General features: G+C 54.9%; 13 protein-coding genes. 1 reads left to right on the top strand and 12 read right to left on the bottom strand.

Annotated features, from left to right (window positions below; translation table 11 throughout):
- Positions 1 to 6: 6 nt before the first annotated feature.
- From ACFPYJ_RS31970 to ACFPYJ_RS31995, 6 genes are all read right to left on the bottom strand, one after another.
- Positions 7 to 1,731, bottom strand: a complete 1,725-nt coding sequence (locus tag ACFPYJ_RS31970) for a glycoside hydrolase family protein (protein WP_379192437.1) — start codon at positions 1,729 to 1,731, stop codon at positions 7 to 9.
- 187 nt (positions 1,732 to 1,918) lie between these two features.
- Positions 1,919 to 3,022: a Gfo/Idh/MocA family protein gene (locus tag ACFPYJ_RS31975; protein WP_379192439.1), complete on the bottom strand. Its 1,104-nt coding sequence runs from the start codon at positions 3,020 to 3,022 to the stop codon at positions 1,919 to 1,921.
- A 39-nt stretch (positions 3,023 to 3,061) separates the two neighbouring features.
- Positions 3,062 to 3,886 carry an amidohydrolase family protein gene (locus ACFPYJ_RS31980; protein WP_379192471.1) on the bottom strand — a complete coding sequence of 275 codons (825 nt, stop codon included), beginning with the start codon at positions 3,884 to 3,886 and terminating at the stop codon, positions 3,062 to 3,064.
- 42 nt (positions 3,887 to 3,928) lie between these two features.
- A complete protein-coding gene (locus ACFPYJ_RS31985; protein ID WP_379192441.1) occupies positions 3,929 to 5,074 on the bottom strand; it encodes a CaiB/BaiF CoA transferase family protein in 1,146 nt (381 codons plus the stop codon).
- Positions 5,071 to 6,234 carry an extracellular solute-binding protein gene (locus tag ACFPYJ_RS31990; protein ID WP_379192443.1) on the bottom strand — a complete coding sequence of 388 codons (1,164 nt, stop codon included), beginning with the start codon at positions 6,232 to 6,234 and terminating at the stop codon, positions 5,071 to 5,073. Before ACFPYJ_RS31990 ends, ACFPYJ_RS31985 begins: the two co-directional genes overlap by 4 nt.
- Positions 6,235 to 6,237: 3 nt before the next feature.
- Positions 6,238 to 6,687 (bottom strand): MaoC family dehydratase, encoded by a 450-nt coding sequence (locus tag ACFPYJ_RS31995; protein ID WP_379192445.1) that lies wholly within the window; start codon positions 6,685 to 6,687, stop codon positions 6,238 to 6,240.
- Between the two features lie 156 nt (positions 6,688 to 6,843).
- On the opposite strand from ACFPYJ_RS31995, the gene ACFPYJ_RS32000 reads away from it, so the two are divergent.
- Complete coding sequence (locus ACFPYJ_RS32000; protein WP_379192447.1) at positions 6,844 to 7,554, top strand: FadR/GntR family transcriptional regulator; 711 nt, start codon at positions 6,844 to 6,846, stop codon at positions 7,552 to 7,554.
- 69 nt (positions 7,555 to 7,623) lie between these two features.
- Here the strand turns inward: ACFPYJ_RS32000 and ACFPYJ_RS32005 are convergent, their stop codons facing one another.
- From ACFPYJ_RS32005 to ACFPYJ_RS32030, 6 genes are all read right to left on the bottom strand, one after another.
- Complete coding sequence (locus tag ACFPYJ_RS32005; RefSeq protein ID WP_379192449.1) at positions 7,624 to 9,294, bottom strand: extracellular solute-binding protein; 1,671 nt, start codon at positions 9,292 to 9,294, stop codon at positions 7,624 to 7,626.
- A gap of 65 nt (positions 9,295 to 9,359) precedes the next feature.
- Positions 9,360 to 10,241 (bottom strand): carbohydrate ABC transporter permease, encoded by an 882-nt coding sequence (locus ACFPYJ_RS32010; protein WP_379192452.1) that lies wholly within the window; start codon positions 10,239 to 10,241, stop codon positions 9,360 to 9,362.
- Between the two features lie 30 nt (positions 10,242 to 10,271).
- A complete protein-coding gene (locus tag ACFPYJ_RS32015) occupies positions 10,272 to 11,228 on the bottom strand; it encodes an ABC transporter permease (RefSeq protein ID WP_379192454.1) in 957 nt (318 codons plus the stop codon).
- A 105-nt stretch (positions 11,229 to 11,333) separates the two neighbouring features.
- The gene (locus ACFPYJ_RS32020) at positions 11,334 to 12,749 is read right to left on the bottom strand and encodes a helix-turn-helix domain-containing protein (protein WP_379192456.1); all 1,416 of its coding nucleotides are present in this window, start codon (positions 12,747 to 12,749) and stop codon (positions 11,334 to 11,336) included.
- Positions 12,743 to 13,174, bottom strand: a complete 432-nt coding sequence (locus tag ACFPYJ_RS32025) for an ABC transporter permease family protein (protein WP_379192458.1) — start codon at positions 13,172 to 13,174, stop codon at positions 12,743 to 12,745. The genes ACFPYJ_RS32020 and ACFPYJ_RS32025 overlap by 7 nt, the downstream gene beginning before the upstream one ends.
- A gap of 22 nt (positions 13,175 to 13,196) precedes the next feature.
- The gene (locus ACFPYJ_RS32030; protein WP_379192460.1) at positions 13,197 to 14,099 is read right to left on the bottom strand and encodes an ABC transporter permease; all 903 of its coding nucleotides are present in this window, start codon (positions 14,097 to 14,099) and stop codon (positions 13,197 to 13,199) included.
- Between the last annotated feature and the right edge of the window lie 218 nt (positions 14,100 to 14,317).

Consider the following 14,317-nt stretch of genomic DNA (forward strand, 5'->3'; position numbering starts at 1 on the left):
CGGTCTTTACCAAACGTACTCTTTGTCCGGACGGTGGTATTCGCCTTCGCGCATCGGCGTCTCGTCCTGATTCGGCCGGCCGCTGTAAAGCGGCTTGCGCTTGCCGCGAGGCGAAATGTCGATCACGTCGTCTCCCCGCCAGCTTGTCTCGGACTGCTCGCCCATTGCCGTCTCCGTCGTCGTGCGGAAGCTGAGCGGGAACGTGATCGTAATGTTCTCGCCGGCACGTGCGGGTCCGAGCTGCAGGAAGCAGTGGCCGAGCCATCTGCTCGGCTCCGTTCCGCTCCCCTCAGACGTCTCCTCGCCGAGTGTGCGGGTGAAGCGTACCTTCGTATATCCGGCCCACTCCGGAATCCGCACCTGCAGCTTCGGAATGTCCTGACGGATATCAAGCGAAACTTTGCCCTCATAAGGCAAATAGCTGTTGACATCAAGCCATTGCGATCCTCTGCTGAGCAGGAGGTTAACGCTTATCGTTCCGTTGTCTTCGGTAACGGTATTGCTCCAGCCCATGAACAAGCCGCGCGTGCCTGATCCCAGACAGCAAATCTGCAGGTCGCTCGTATGACCCCGTCCGTGACTGTGATCGCAAATAAAATCGTTCGGCGCGGAATAGCCGGCGAAGGATCCTCTTGTCCGCTGGGCGACTTTATAATAGGAAAGCCAGCCCGGCACGTCCTTTGATTTGTCGTCCGTCTCTTCGACCCAGCTCAAATCGAGCAGCTGCGATTCGGCGAGGTGGTTGCGCAGAAACCGTTCGACCACACCCCAATATTGCGTATAGCCGCTGCGGGCGAGCGTAATTCCTGTCGCGATCAAATCGACGAGCGAGCAGGTCTCGTGCTCGAAAGCCTGATCGTGCATGTCCCCAGGCGTCCAGCCGAATGACGTGCTCCACGTCAGGGCCCAATCGTAGCATTTCTTCACCCAATTGATCATCGAAGCGTCACGATTGTAGTAGCCCAGCCGCGCGATGGCGTCGAGCGTTCCAAGTCTCGTATGAAAATGCCCGCTGCGGTAGGCAAGCGATGAATTGAAGCTGCCGTCCTCGTTAAAGACGCCGCTGCGGTGAATGATCAAATGCGTAAAAAACTGGCTCAGCTCGTAGGCATCCGCATTTCCCGTCAGCTCGTAATATTTCAGCAGCGGCATGACGAGCCGGCCGCAGAACGCCGCCGGATCGGGAGCGAGCCGCAGCTGAATGGCATTGGCCGACGGCCAGCCCGTTTCTTTGTACTCAGAGGCCGGGTAGTACCAGACGTCCTTCTCTTTCACTGCGATCCGTTTCAATGCCGCCACATGCCGGTCGGCCGCTTCCTTCGCTTTGACGTCGCCCGTCGTCATGAACCAGCTGGTCAGCGCGAGCAGAACCGCCCGCTGATCGATCAAGTTCGCGTTTGCCTCCCAGTCCTTGACCGGATTGCGCTCCCGGTAGCTCATGCCGTCTTCTTTAAAGAAGCTCAGCAGATTCGCCCGGTACCGCTGCTCCACCTCGGTCCCGTAAGCGGAGCCGGACATATGTCTTGCCAAAATCATCGAATCGACCATACGGCCGTGCGAGGAGCCGTAATCCCAGTCCCCATGTGTCATGAAAGCCGGTTTATGATTGAGATCCGCATTAAAAAACGGAATGCCTCCGTGATCCTCGTCCGCCAAGCCAACCATCGCATTCAGCGCATGCACCGCGCGCTCCTCCAGCAGCAGTGTATCCGGAATCTGTCTATTTGCCATTTCCTTCACTCGCTTTCTTAAAGTCCGGTGACAAAAGCCGCCGCGCGTGCGCTTGCGGGCAGCCTAATTGCCTTCACTGCCGCTCCCGCACACACCGGCCTCTGATCAAACGGCTTCTATAATCGTTTAGATATAAAGACGCCCAAGCTGTAAGAGTAATTTTCCGTTTCAAACTCCGTAACGATCATTATTCGATTTCGTTTAAGGCGACAGGCCGGTTCTCCGCCATCGAACGATACGCCGCAAACACCATTTGCAGCGTGACAAGGTTGTCCCTGACACTGTTTTCGGGCTCGCGATTCTCCTGTACGGCGCGCATCAGCTCTCCCATCGGACCCATAAACGCGTGAGGAAACCATCGCCCTTCCAGCTCCGGCTCGAATAAACGCCCGGAATCCAGCACGCGCGAATAAAAGCTGATCGTGTCTTCTTGTCCGTCGGGATAATCGTACAGCGTCCCGTTCGTTCCTCTCACGGCCCCTTCCGTCCCTTCGAAACGGAACGTCGCGCACCAATCCTCCTGCGGCTGCCGGTTATTATGGCTGTCATGAATGAGTCCCCGCGCCTCTCCCGGAAACTTGATATGAATAAGCGTGCGGGTTTCACCCCGGTACGGCTGACCTGGCCATTTCGCGCCGTCCGCATAAATGTATTCAGGCGTCATGCCCATGACATACCGGATCGAATCCATGTAATGAATGCTGTGGTACATCACTTCCAGCGTATCGATCTTCGTCAGCCAATCCCAATTTTCCCATTCCGTACGAACGTTTACTTGGATGCTGGCTTGCAGCGGCTGGCCGATCCAGCCTCGGCTGACGATCGACCGGCTGGCGCCGATTCCGGGCGACCACCACATCTGCTGGTTGGAGGCCGCCCGAACGCCAGCCTCCGCGCACAGCTCCACGATCCGCTTCGCCTCGTCGTAGCTCTCCGCGAGCGGCTTCTGGCACAGGAGATGCTTGCCCGCCGCCGCACATTCGAAGGCGACCCGAAGCTGATGCTTCGCCGGAACCGCGATATCGACGATCTGAACGAGGGGATCAAGGAGCAGCTCCTCGAGCGACCGGTACACGCGGGGAATGCCGTGCTCCGCTGCCGCTTCACGCGCTTTCTCAAGCTCGCTATCATAGATGCCGATTACCGTAAAACCGGCCATCCGGTATGCCGGCAGATGACAGCTCCGGACGATTTCCCCGGCACCGATTATGGCAATCCCCATTCCTTTGTCCTCCGGAAGCTTCGGCGCATAATTCAGGTCCGGCAAAGCTCCTGCCGAATGCAGATTCAACGGAATCCCTCCTCTTCTTCATGCGGTTTGCCGCAAAGTCTATAAATGATAGAAGCGCGCCGCCGTGCCGCCTAAAATCGCTTCCTTATCGGCCTTGGGATACGATTCGAGCGCTTTGTTCGTTTCGCACCATACCTGGGCGTAATCACCCGCCATTATTGCGACCGGCCAGTCGCTGCCGAACATGAGCCGCTCCGCGCCGAAAGTCTTCACGGCAAAGTCGATGTACGGCTTCAGATCCGCCGCCGTCCAATCGTCCCCGGCAGCCGTGTTCAGCCCGGATACTTTGGCGTATACGTCCGGATACTGAGCCGCGCGTTCCAGCTGCTCCGCCCAAGGCTCCCACCCTTTCTTTGCAATGGGCGGCTTCGCGAGATGGTCAATCACAAGCTTCAATCCGGGCACCTGCTCCGCAAGCAGCGGTACGTGCTTCAGATGATCAGGGAAAACCGCAACGACATCGAACGTCATTCCGTATGCGGCGAGTACGCGGAGCCCTTCGATCACCTCGCCTTGAATGACCCAGTCCGGATCCCGCTCGTCATGAATCAAGTGACGGATGCCTTTAAACACGGGATTCTTCGTCCACTGCTTCAGCTTCTCTTCCGCTTCCCGGCGCTTCATAAGCGGAACCCAGCCGACGACGCCGCCGATCCAACCGAACCGCTCCGCCTGCGAGAGCATATACTCGGTATCCTCATACGAATTAGCCGCCTGCACGAGAACCGTCTTGTCGATTCCGGCCGCCAGCAGCTGGGGCTCAAGCTCGCCTGGCTCGAAAGACCGGTAAATCGGCCCGTGCTCCGGACCGAGCCACGGATATTCAACCTGCTGCAAATTCCAAAAATGCTGATGGGCATCCACCTTCAAGAGACATTCTCCTTTCGGCTTGCAAGCCTTGTTAGCTTACGGCAGTCGAAATTCCGCGCGAATCCGCTCGTTATGCTCGCCGATCTTAGGTGAACCGGCGCCCGACTTATAGATTTGACCGTCGATCCGAATCGGGCAGCGTGTCGTTTCAAGCTGCGCCCCATTGTCGCGGACAACCGTCTGCACCATTTCCAGCGCCTGAAACCCTTCATGCGCAAGCAGCCGGCCCCAGTTCAGCACATCCGCGCACCAAATATCGGCGGGCTCTAGCACGTCCAGCCACTGCGCCGTCGTCCTCGACCGCAGATGATCGCTCAGGATCCGCTTGATCTCGTCCCGTTCCGAAAACAGCCGCTTGGCATCCGTATATTCGGTCAGCTGCTGGCATTCCAGCAGCTGACCAAGACGCACGACCGGATTCATGGCAATGGCGATGTAACCGTCCGAAGTGCCGTAAATCCCGTAAGGAGCTCCCAAGTAAGCGTTTGCATTGTTCACGGCGCTTCGCTCCGGAAGCTTTCCGCCATCGTTCAGATGCGTGGTAAGCACTTCAAACTGCACATCCAGTATCGATTCCATCAGGCTGACCTCGACCAGCCCGCCTTCCCCGGTAACGCCGCGACGCACGAGACAGGCCAATATCCCCTGCACTAAATGCGCTCCGGCCATCATGTCCGCAACCGAGAGCCCGAACGGCACCGGGCCTTGACCTTCGTCGCCGCTCAGCCAAGTCAGCCCCGATAACGACTGGACGAGCAAATCCTGTCCCGGCTTGTCCTTCCACGGCCCTTCCTTCCCGTAACCGGTCACCAGACCGTACACGATTCGCGGATTGATTTGTTTGACCGCTTCGTAATGAAGTCCGATCTTCTCCATGACGCCCGGGCGGAAATTTTGAATAAGCACATCCGCCTTCGCAATCAGCTCGCGTACAGCGGCCAGATCCTCCGGATCCTTTAAATTGGCGGAAAAGCTCTGCTTATTCCGATTGATGGAATGAAACAACGTGCTGTCCCCGTCCAGCTCAAGGTTCGAAATATACAGCCGACGGCACAGATCCCCGCCGTCGGGCCGTTCGATTTTGATCACCCGCGCTCCCAAGTCGGCCAGCCTTAACGCGGCTGAAGGTCCGGAGAGGAACTGGCTGAAATCGAGTACGGTTAATCCTGATAAAGGCTTCATGGCTGCTTACCTCCTCTCAGGCGAAGCGATTCGGCGTAAAGCGCGTCAAGCCGGTCGAGCGTGCGGTCTATGCTGCCGCCGTCCCGGAGATAATCCCGGACAACGTCTCCCGCAAGATCCTGAAAATGAAGGTAACCGTCATATCGCGGCCGCATATAAGCGCGGTCCAGCGCAGGCAGCGTAAGCCTGAAATAATTGCCGCTGCGCCGGTTTACTTCATCGCTTACCCATGCGGCGCGGTGTCCCGGCTGACCGCCGCTTTCGACATACAGCGTTTGCTGAATGGCCGGATCGGCGGCGAAAGCGGCAAAACGGACGGCCGCATCCGTATGCCTGCACCCGGCCGAGACGGCAAGCCCCGTCCCTCCAAGCGTGCTTTGCAGCCTGCCCCGGCCGCGCAGCGATACCAAGTCGGCGAAGGTGAGTACGTTTCTCGCATAGCCGGCACGCGAGTAATTCGAGTACCCGTACGCAAACGGGCAGTATAGAAATTCATCCGTGCCCGTCATCGCTTCATAAACGGCAATCGGGTTCCATTCATAAATGCCGGCCGGGCACAAGCTTGCAAGCTCCCGGTACATCTCCAGCGCCTGCGAAGCCGTCGACCTCAGGGCTACCCTCTCCGCAGATACAAAAGGGGCTTCGCCCAAAGTCGCGCACAGCATATAGAAGTTCATCAGACTGTCGATCGGGATTCCCGGCAAGGCGACTCTCCCTCCGCGGGCAAGTGTCAGAAGCTCTTCCCATGTTTCGGGAGGACGCATGCCTTCACGCTCCATCAAATCGGCCCGATAGGACGCGACCGGAGTCGCCGCATCGATCGCAAGCGCCGTCTGAGCGCCGTTAAACCGGTAGCTCTCGTGCGATAAGCCGACGGAATTGGCAGCCTGATCTGCCAAATACGACGACGGCAGCAATGCCCCGAGGTCGATGAGCGCCCGATGCTCCGCCGCGTATCCGGCCCATGGATGGTCAATGACCAGCAGGTCGTAACGCTCGATCAAATTCTGGATCGGAGCGTCGGCAAACTCCTGCAGCGACCGCTTATCCCAATCAATGCTGATGCCGGGATGCAGCTCCGCAAACCGCTGGGAAGCGGCAACCATCGGCACATAGCCCCGGGTATGGTTCCAAGTGATGCCCTTAAGCTGAATCGTCATGGCTTACGCGGCTCCTTTCCTTTTAACCATCAGCAGGTGGTCGCAGACAAGCACCGTTTCGCCCCGCTGATTCGTTACTTCGAGCAATTCACTCACAATGCCGAATTCAGGCCGTTTCAGATGGTCCCGCTTCTCTTTCACAGTCACCTTGACGGTGACCGTGTCCCCAATATAAACCGGACGGATGAAACGCAGCTTGTCATACCCGTAGGAGAACGCTTCCGGATTGATTTCTCCGGCCGTCATGCCGACGCCGACGCTGAAAATAAGCGTGCCGTGCGCAATCCGCTGCTGGAAATCCTGCGTCTTGCACCATTCCGCATCCATGTGATGAGGATAGAAGTCTCCGGTTTGCCCGGCGTGCAGGACGATATCCGTCTCCGTGATCGTCCTACCCATCGACTGCCTTGCCGCGCCCAGCTCATATTCTTCAAAAAATACAGAACGGATCAAGCTCTTCCCGCCTTTCGCTTTTGCTAATGATCTTTTGTTGGTATAATAAAGACATCTACCTTGGTGTTCTGGTACTACCAGAGTACCTTATTTCCAGATTACCACCAATAGTGGTTGAACTCAATATGAAAATGTACAATTGGAGGCTTCATGGACATGGTCCAAATTAAAAGCGTAAAGCGCATCACCGTCACCGAGCAAATCATGGAACAAATCGTACAGCTCATTCGCTCCGGCGAGCTGAAGCCTGGCCAGCAGCTGCCGAACGAGCGGGATTTAGCCGAGCAGTTCGGCGTCACCCGCGGCCGCGTGCGCGAAGCGCTGCGGGCGTTGTCGCTGGTCGGTCTCATCACGATCAAATCCGGTGAGGGCAGCTTTGTGAACCGCAGGCAGGAGCCGATCCCGCCGGAGACGATCGTCTGGATGTTCCATCACGAGCTCGATAATCTCGATGAGGTGTATGCCGCCCGCAGACTCATCGAATCGGAGGTTTACTTGACCGCCGCCGCCCATAACGAGCCGCAGGAGCTGCAGCCTTTGCATGATATTCTAAGCGCGCTCCCGGCCGTACTGAATCCGGAGGAGCCGGAGCTTTTCCTGGATCAGCTCGACCGGTTCGACCTTCACGTCGGCGGCATTTGCGGCAACCGGATCTATGCCAAGCTCATGCAGACGATCGTCTATTTGCGCAGGGAAACAAGCATCAAGCTGCTCCGCGTGCCCGGCGCCATGGAGAACAGCATCCAGAACCGAACCGTTGTGCTGGAAGCGCTGGAGGAGAGCAGTGTCCCGAAGATGAAGCTTGCGGTCGACGCCTTTTTTGATCAGTCCAAGCAGTTCTATCAGCATATCGGGGAGTCCGTATAAGCATGCAATTAGGTCGATTCCCGCACACTGACCCGGGAATCGGCCGCCTTGCTGTGTGATTGATAATGATTATTTCATCGCATCAAGATTGGCCTGCCAGATCTTCGATTTCTCCGCCAGCACCTTATCGTAACCGGCTTTCGTCACGTCGTCCTTCAGTTTGTTGAACACCGCTTCGAACTCTCCGTCCGAACCCGCGAATACCAGTTTCGCGTCGGCATCGTACCAAGTCTGCTTGATTTGCTGCTCGATAATGCCTGCGTCCGACTTTGGATCCAGCGTCATATTATTGAATTGATCTGCATTCAGCTTTGCATATCCGCCGAAAAACTCGCTGGCCGCGTTGCCCCAGTTGACCGTTTTCGGATCCTGCAGATTTTTGTAATGACCGATTGTATAGAACAGCCAGGAGCCTTCCGGATTGAATAATCCGATCTTCAGGTTCGCTTTCTCCTGCGGCGTAATCGTCTTGGCCTTCTCGTTGTCAATCGGCGCTCCGTGCTCATCCACCTTGTTGTACAGCAGTCCCGGGGGACCGAACGCGTTGATCCGCTGTCCTTCCTCGCTCGCCCACCAATCGTAGAACGCGAAAATCTGTTCCGGATCTTTCGCTTTCTTCGTAATGACGTTTACGTTCCAGCCGAGCGTGCCGTAGGTATGCGGATTAACCGTTTTCGGATCGGCTTCTTTGTCGTAGAGAAACGGAATATAATCGTAGCCGTCATTTGGATCCTTCGCCTGCAAAATGTTGTTCGCATTGTTCCCAAAGCCCGTAATGTTGGACAGACCCGTTACCGCAGCCCGCCCCGTGTTCAGCTTCTCCTGAACCTGCTCCAGCTTCTGTGTAAACATATCCTGGGTGACAAGATCTTCGCGGTACAGCTTGTATAACCATTGAAAAGCCTCTTTGTAAGCGGGGTCGTTAAAAATCGGTTCCAGCGTATGGGTGTCCATATTCGGCAGCGACGGAACGTCTCCGATGTTCCATATCGTACGGTTGCCGCCGTAGCCGGCATAAATCAGCTTAAAGAGCATATTGACGCCGCTTAGCGTCATGCCGGTTTCGAGCGGGATGATATCCGGATGCTTGGCTTTTACCTGCTTCAAATAGGTATACAGATCGTCAAAGGTTTTGAGTTCGGGCTTGCCTAATTCAGCGTATATTTTGCGGTTGACAGTCCAGCCGGTATTCGAATATTTGTACGGGTTTTGCGAGCTGTCGAACCAGTTGGGGATGACATAGATATGGCCGTCGCCGGCCTTCAGCATATTGTAGGTTTGCGGATCGATCAGCTTTTGCAGTACGGGGTACTTTTTGTAATAATCATCAAGCGGCACCAGCATGCCGTTTTTCTGCATGGTCGCATACTCCGTCGATCCCCGGTCCAGCATCATAACGTCCGTCAGGTCGTCCGCCGCGACCATCGCCCCGAACTTCTGCTTCGCATTGCCGTTCGAGCCGATTTCGACGATGTTCAGCTTTTTGTTTTCCTTCAGCCATTTCGTTGTCGCATCGTTGCCGTAGCCGATCGGAGAGGCAAAATCATAGTTGGAATAAAAGCTGAACTCAAGCGGCTGTTCGCCGAATTTCGCTGCTTCCGCTCCGCCCTTGTCATTTACCGGCGCCGTAGAATTAGACGGTGTCTCAGCCGTCCCTCCCTTTCCGCTGCATGCCGTAAGTGCGGTGCCGAATAGCAGAACGCCAGCCAGCAGCATGGACCATTTTGTTCGTGTGCTCATACGATAACCCCTCCATAATCGTTGTTTGTATCATTTAAGGGCAATGCCCGTAAATGCCGTCATCGTTACTCCTTCAGCGATCCGACCATAACGCCTTTGACGAAAAACTTCTGCACGAACGGATACACCAGCATGATCGGAAAACTGACGACCATAAGTGCGGTCATCTGCAGTGATTTCGGCGTAATCGTTCGTGTGACCATATCGCCGACTCCTCCCGAAACGCCGCTGAGCTGGCTGATCATTTCCTGCGCGGAATTGGAATTGATCATGTTCATTAGATAGTTTTGAACGGGCAGGAGCGATTCATCATTGATATAAATCCCGGACGCAAACCATTCATTCCAGAACAGCACCGCTTGGAACAGGGATAAGGTTGCAATGACCGGCCCCGACAAAGGAAGGACGATGCGGAAACTGCAGCCGTCGATTTTGGCCGATTCCTCCAAGCCTTCCGGGAGCCCCTGGAAAAAGGTGCGGAAGACGATCATGTTCCATACGCTGATGATCCAGGGAACGAACAGCACCCAGAAATTGTTGAACAGCCCAAGCTCCCGAAGCCATAAATACGTCGGAATCAATCCGCCCTGAAAGTACATCGTGAAGATCGCCGCAAGCATATAATACTTGCGTCCCATCGTACCCTTTCTCGACAGGCCGTAAGCCAGAAGCGCGGTGAAGAAGATCGATGCCGCCGTCCCGCAGACCGTTCTCAAGACGGTCATAAACAGCGCCCTAAAAAAGCGCGGATCGCTTAACACGACCTGGTAATTATCCAGCGTAAACGCTCTGGGCCAAACCGTGACGCCCCCCAGGGACGTGTCCGCTCCCGAATTGAGCGAGATGACCAAGGCGTTCCAGAACGGATAGAGCGACACCAGCGACAGAACGAGGAGCGCGGTATAAATGACGGTGTCGATTATTTTATCTTCGAAACGATGCTGCAATCGTACTCCTCCTTTCCCTTGGCGGCATCCTTACCATAGTGAGGATCCCCCGACTCTTCTCGCAAGCGTGTTGGCGCCCCACAGCAGCAGCACATTAACGACCGATTTAAACAATCCCGCCGCCGTAGCGAACGAATACCGCTGCTGGTTGACGCCGACATTGTAGACGTAAGTGTCAAGCACTTCGGAGACTTCGCGCAAAATCGTGTTTTTGCCGCCGTTCGTAATTGCTAAAATGTCCTCGAACCCGGCGCTCAGCAGGTTGCCGATATGGAGGATGAAAAAAATAATAATGACGGGAGCGATCGTCGGCACGGTCACTGCTGCGATCTGCTTCAGCCTCCCGGCCCCGTCGATGGCGGCCGCTTCGTACAAATGGGGATTCACGCCGACAATGGCTGCCAAATAGACGATCGAGCTGAACCCGATTTCCTTCCACACCCCGGCCGAGATGAGGATGGAGTAGAAATATTCCGGGATGGACAGCCAGTTCACCGGACGGTCTACGGCGCCGAGCTTAACGAGCAGCAAGTTCAAGCTCCCGCTATCGACGGAAAGAATCGAGAAGACGAGTCCCGATACGATTACCCAGGAGATGAAGTGCGGCAGGTAAGTCAACGTTTGGACGAGCCGCTTAAAGGCGGCTTGTTTCACTTCATTCAGCATCAGAGCCAGAGCGATAGGGGCAGGAAAAATGAAAATCAGCTTGAGCAGAGCGATGACGGCCGTATTTTTCATCACCATCGCAAAATCCGGAGAGTTGAAAAAAAGCCGGAACTGCCTAAGTCCAACCCATGGACTGCCTGATACGCCCTGAAAAATGTCGTACTCCTTGAATGCGATCAGGATCCCGCGCATCGGGATATAGCTGAATAACAGGATAAAGATCATTCCCGGAAGGATCATCGATTGAACCTCCCACTGGGCCGCAAGCCTGCGGAGCGTACTCTTCGGCTTCAACCTTGCTGCGGAGCCTTGCTCGTTCATGCCGTTCACAACCTCTTCTGCAAAATTTCTATCTTTAGCATATAGCTTAGAGAACGCTTTCACGATGGAGCTGTTCAACGAAATACCGTACAAAATCAACGGACATTACACCTTGTACGCTTTTCGGTAGTCTCCCGGCGTTTGTCCGACGAGCTGCTTGAATTGACGGTTGAAGTACAGGATATTTTTATATCCCATCCGATCCGCGATCTCGTAAATTTTCAGCCCGGGCTCGAGCAGAAGCTCACAAGCTTTCCTCATGCGGGCGCGGATGACATAATCGCTGAAATGCCCGCCCGTCTCTTCCTTGAACAGCTGGCCGAGATAATTGGGCGAGAAGCCGAATCGTTCGGCGACCTGCTTGAGCGTAATTTTGGATTCCAGCCGGATGTCTACGAACGCCAGAATCGAATCGATGATTTTCCGGTTCTGTTTTTGCTGCTTCCTGTAAAGCAGCTCGGAAAGCTCGAAGAACCTTTTTCTGAGCCACGCATTCATATCATGGAGCGTTTCAAACCGGTAAAGCTCGCCGAGGCTCCCGTATTCCCAATCGAGCAGTCCGTACAAATTCTCGTTCCATTGCTCCCCGTGCATATGCAGCCGCGAGATAAAATGGACGATCAGATTGACGATCGCGGCTTTATCTTCATACCAGTCCAGCTGCCGAAAGAGCGACTCGAGCCTCTCGTCTACGGCAACCAGCAGATATTGGAGCATGTCGTGGAACATCGCTTCCGCTGCAGCGTTAATATCCGTTTCCTGACGATTCTGCGGCTTCTTCGGGGCGGAATGAAGAATGAGCCTGTTTTTACCGAGATAGAGTTTCTCCTTGAGCGCCGACTTCGCCGATTTATACGATTCTCTCAGCCCGTCCGCCCGCTGCGCCGTACTGCCGACGGCAATCGTAACCGTAAAGGGGGCAAACTGCTCCCGGACGCGATGCAGCCACTCCTCGGCAAGCTCCGCCGTACGGTTTTCTTCGCAGGAGGCAATCACAACGATCCGCCTCCGATTGTCGTGCATGCAGTAAAGAGCCTCTTTCTCATCACACCACTTCTGAACAGTCAGGAACATCTCTGAGAACGCCTCGGATTTCGCTTCTTCGCTTAGATGGTTCAGCCGCCATTCCAAGTCGTCAATTTCCAGCAGCAAGGCAGTGAGCCCGCATTCGCCTGCTAGCAGTTGGAGCGGCTGCGCCGCATAGGGCGCAAGCTCCGGGGAAGCCGAGCCTTCGAGCCAGCTTAATACGAGCTCCTTCTCGATATATGGCAGCGCCTCCCGGAGCTGCGTGCCTGATTCTTCCATGCTCCGCTCTGCATCCAATTTGGCGGTCAATTGGGACAACGTATCGTAAAGCTCCCGGTCATCCACCGGTTTGAGCATGTATGCGCTGGCGTTCACCTTGATGGCTTGCTTGGCATAAAGCTGGCTTCCTCCAGCTCCTTGGGCAAGCTCCGGAAAAAATTCAGCATGAGCAAAATTTTGAACACCTGAACCCCCGTAGGCAGCACAAGCTACCAAATGGAATCCAGCAGATGGATTTGTTTGATTACGAGATAACTCGGTATGATGCCCCCGCTGAACAGCATCGTAAATACGAAGAGCCAGGCATAGACCGTACGCTGCGGGAACAGGTGGCTTTCCTTCGATAAAGGGTACGCGACCAGGACGGTGATGGCTGTGCTCAAGACAACACCGATCAGGACCCGTATAACGCTGTTCCAGAAGGACACGATGAATTGACCGCTCTGCAGCACGAAACCGTACGATTTAAGCGTAAAGTCCACCGGCCACACCGACACTTGTCCAGCGCCCGCCGCCGCGCTCGAGCTGAAGGATACCGTAAGCACGTTGATTACAGGGAGCAAGCACAGCAATGTAAGTACGATCAGAATCACGTTGTTGCCTATCAGGAAGATCTTGTATCTGCGGGAAATGAGATGCATGGTGACGATTGTCCCCCTTTTCCTAAAATATCCGGTATTTCGCGAACCGGAATGCGAGCCAGTAGCCGAGTCCGATTAACCCGAGCGAAACGACCGACTTGATGAGACCGATCGCCGCCGCGACCGAATATTGCGTCTGTTCGATCCCAATCCGGTAAACGAGAGTATCGAGAACGTCCCCGGTCTGGTACACCATCGGATTGTACAGGTTAAACACCTGATCGAAGCCGCCGTTCAATATATTGCCGAGGCTGAGCGTCCCCATCAGTACGACAATCGGGCGAATCCCAGGCAGCGTAACGTTCCACGTCTGCCGCCATCTGCAGGCTCCGTCTATTACGGCCGCCTCGTATAACCCCTGATCGATAGAGGTCAGCGCAGCAAGATAGACGATGGTATTAAAGCCGAATTCCTTCCATTGATCCGTCACAACCAGAACATACCGGAACCAATCATTGCTAGAGAGGAAGGGAATCGAATCTCCTCCGAATGACCGGATGATGGCGTTGACAATGCCTTCGCTGGGAGAGAGAACATCAATGACGATCCCTCCGAGAATGACCCAGGAGAAAAAATGCGGCATATATATAACCGTTTGTACGGAACGCTTGAACAAAGTGGAGCGAACCTCGTTCAGCAGCAGCGCCGCTGTTAAGGGCACAACGATACCGGCTGTGATCTTCATGACCGAGAGGATAATCGTGTTTTTGACGGCAGGCATGAAGTCCGGCAGCGCCCGCATATATTCGAAGTTGTCACCATTCCAGTTGAATTTGGAAAAACCGACGATCGGGTTGAAATCTTGAAAAGCGATACCAAGTCCTGCCATCGGCAAATAACTGAACACGGCAATCAAGATAAGCCCGGGAACTAGCATCAGATGCAGTTGACTGTTCTTACGGAACTTTTTCGTGCTGCTTCGCATAATACCCGCCTCCTGTGAGTCCAGTATAGGCTGGTGATGATTACTGCAGATAGTGGGGCATTTTTACTTCGGGTATCTTTTGATTACTTTCTTCATACGGCATAGCATAGAGAGCTACCCCCTTCTTCAGATTAACAGCAGCATGCACAAAGGGGCTGTCCCAAAAGTCATCGAAGATGACCGAGGGATTGCCCCTTGGTAATTTTAAACCAAAAAGA

This window comes from Paenibacillus solisilvae (assembly GCF_042656405.1).
Lineage (GTDB): Bacteria > Bacillota > Bacilli > Paenibacillales > Paenibacillaceae > Paenibacillus_Z > Paenibacillus_Z solisilvae.

Coding starts and splice junctions, on each gene's coding strand:
- ACFPYJ_RS31990 (WP_379192443.1), bottom strand. CDS start 6,234: ATGACGATTCAGCTTAAGGGCATCACTTGGAACCATACCCGGGGCTAT.
- ACFPYJ_RS32025 (WP_379192458.1), bottom strand. CDS start 13,174: ATGCATCTCATTTCCCGCAGATACAAGATCTTCCTGATAGGCAACAAC.
- ACFPYJ_RS31970 (WP_379192437.1), bottom strand. CDS start 1,731: ATGGCAAATAGACAGATTCCGGATACACTGCTGCTGGAGGAGCGCGCG.
- ACFPYJ_RS32005 (WP_379192449.1), bottom strand. CDS start 9,294: ATGAGCACACGAACAAAATGGTCCATGCTGCTGGCTGGCGTTCTGCTA.
- ACFPYJ_RS32030 (WP_379192460.1), bottom strand. CDS start 14,099: ATGCGAAGCAGCACGAAAAAGTTCCGTAAGAACAGTCAACTGCATCTG.
- ACFPYJ_RS32000 (WP_379192447.1), top strand. CDS start 6,844: ATGGTCCAAATTAAAAGCGTAAAGCGCATCACCGTCACCGAGCAAATC.
- ACFPYJ_RS31985 (WP_379192441.1), bottom strand. CDS start 5,074: ATGAAGCCTTTATCAGGATTAACCGTACTCGATTTCAGCCAGTTCCTC.
- ACFPYJ_RS32015 (WP_379192454.1), bottom strand. CDS start 11,228: ATGAACGAGCAAGGCTCCGCAGCAAGGTTGAAGCCGAAGAGTACGCTC.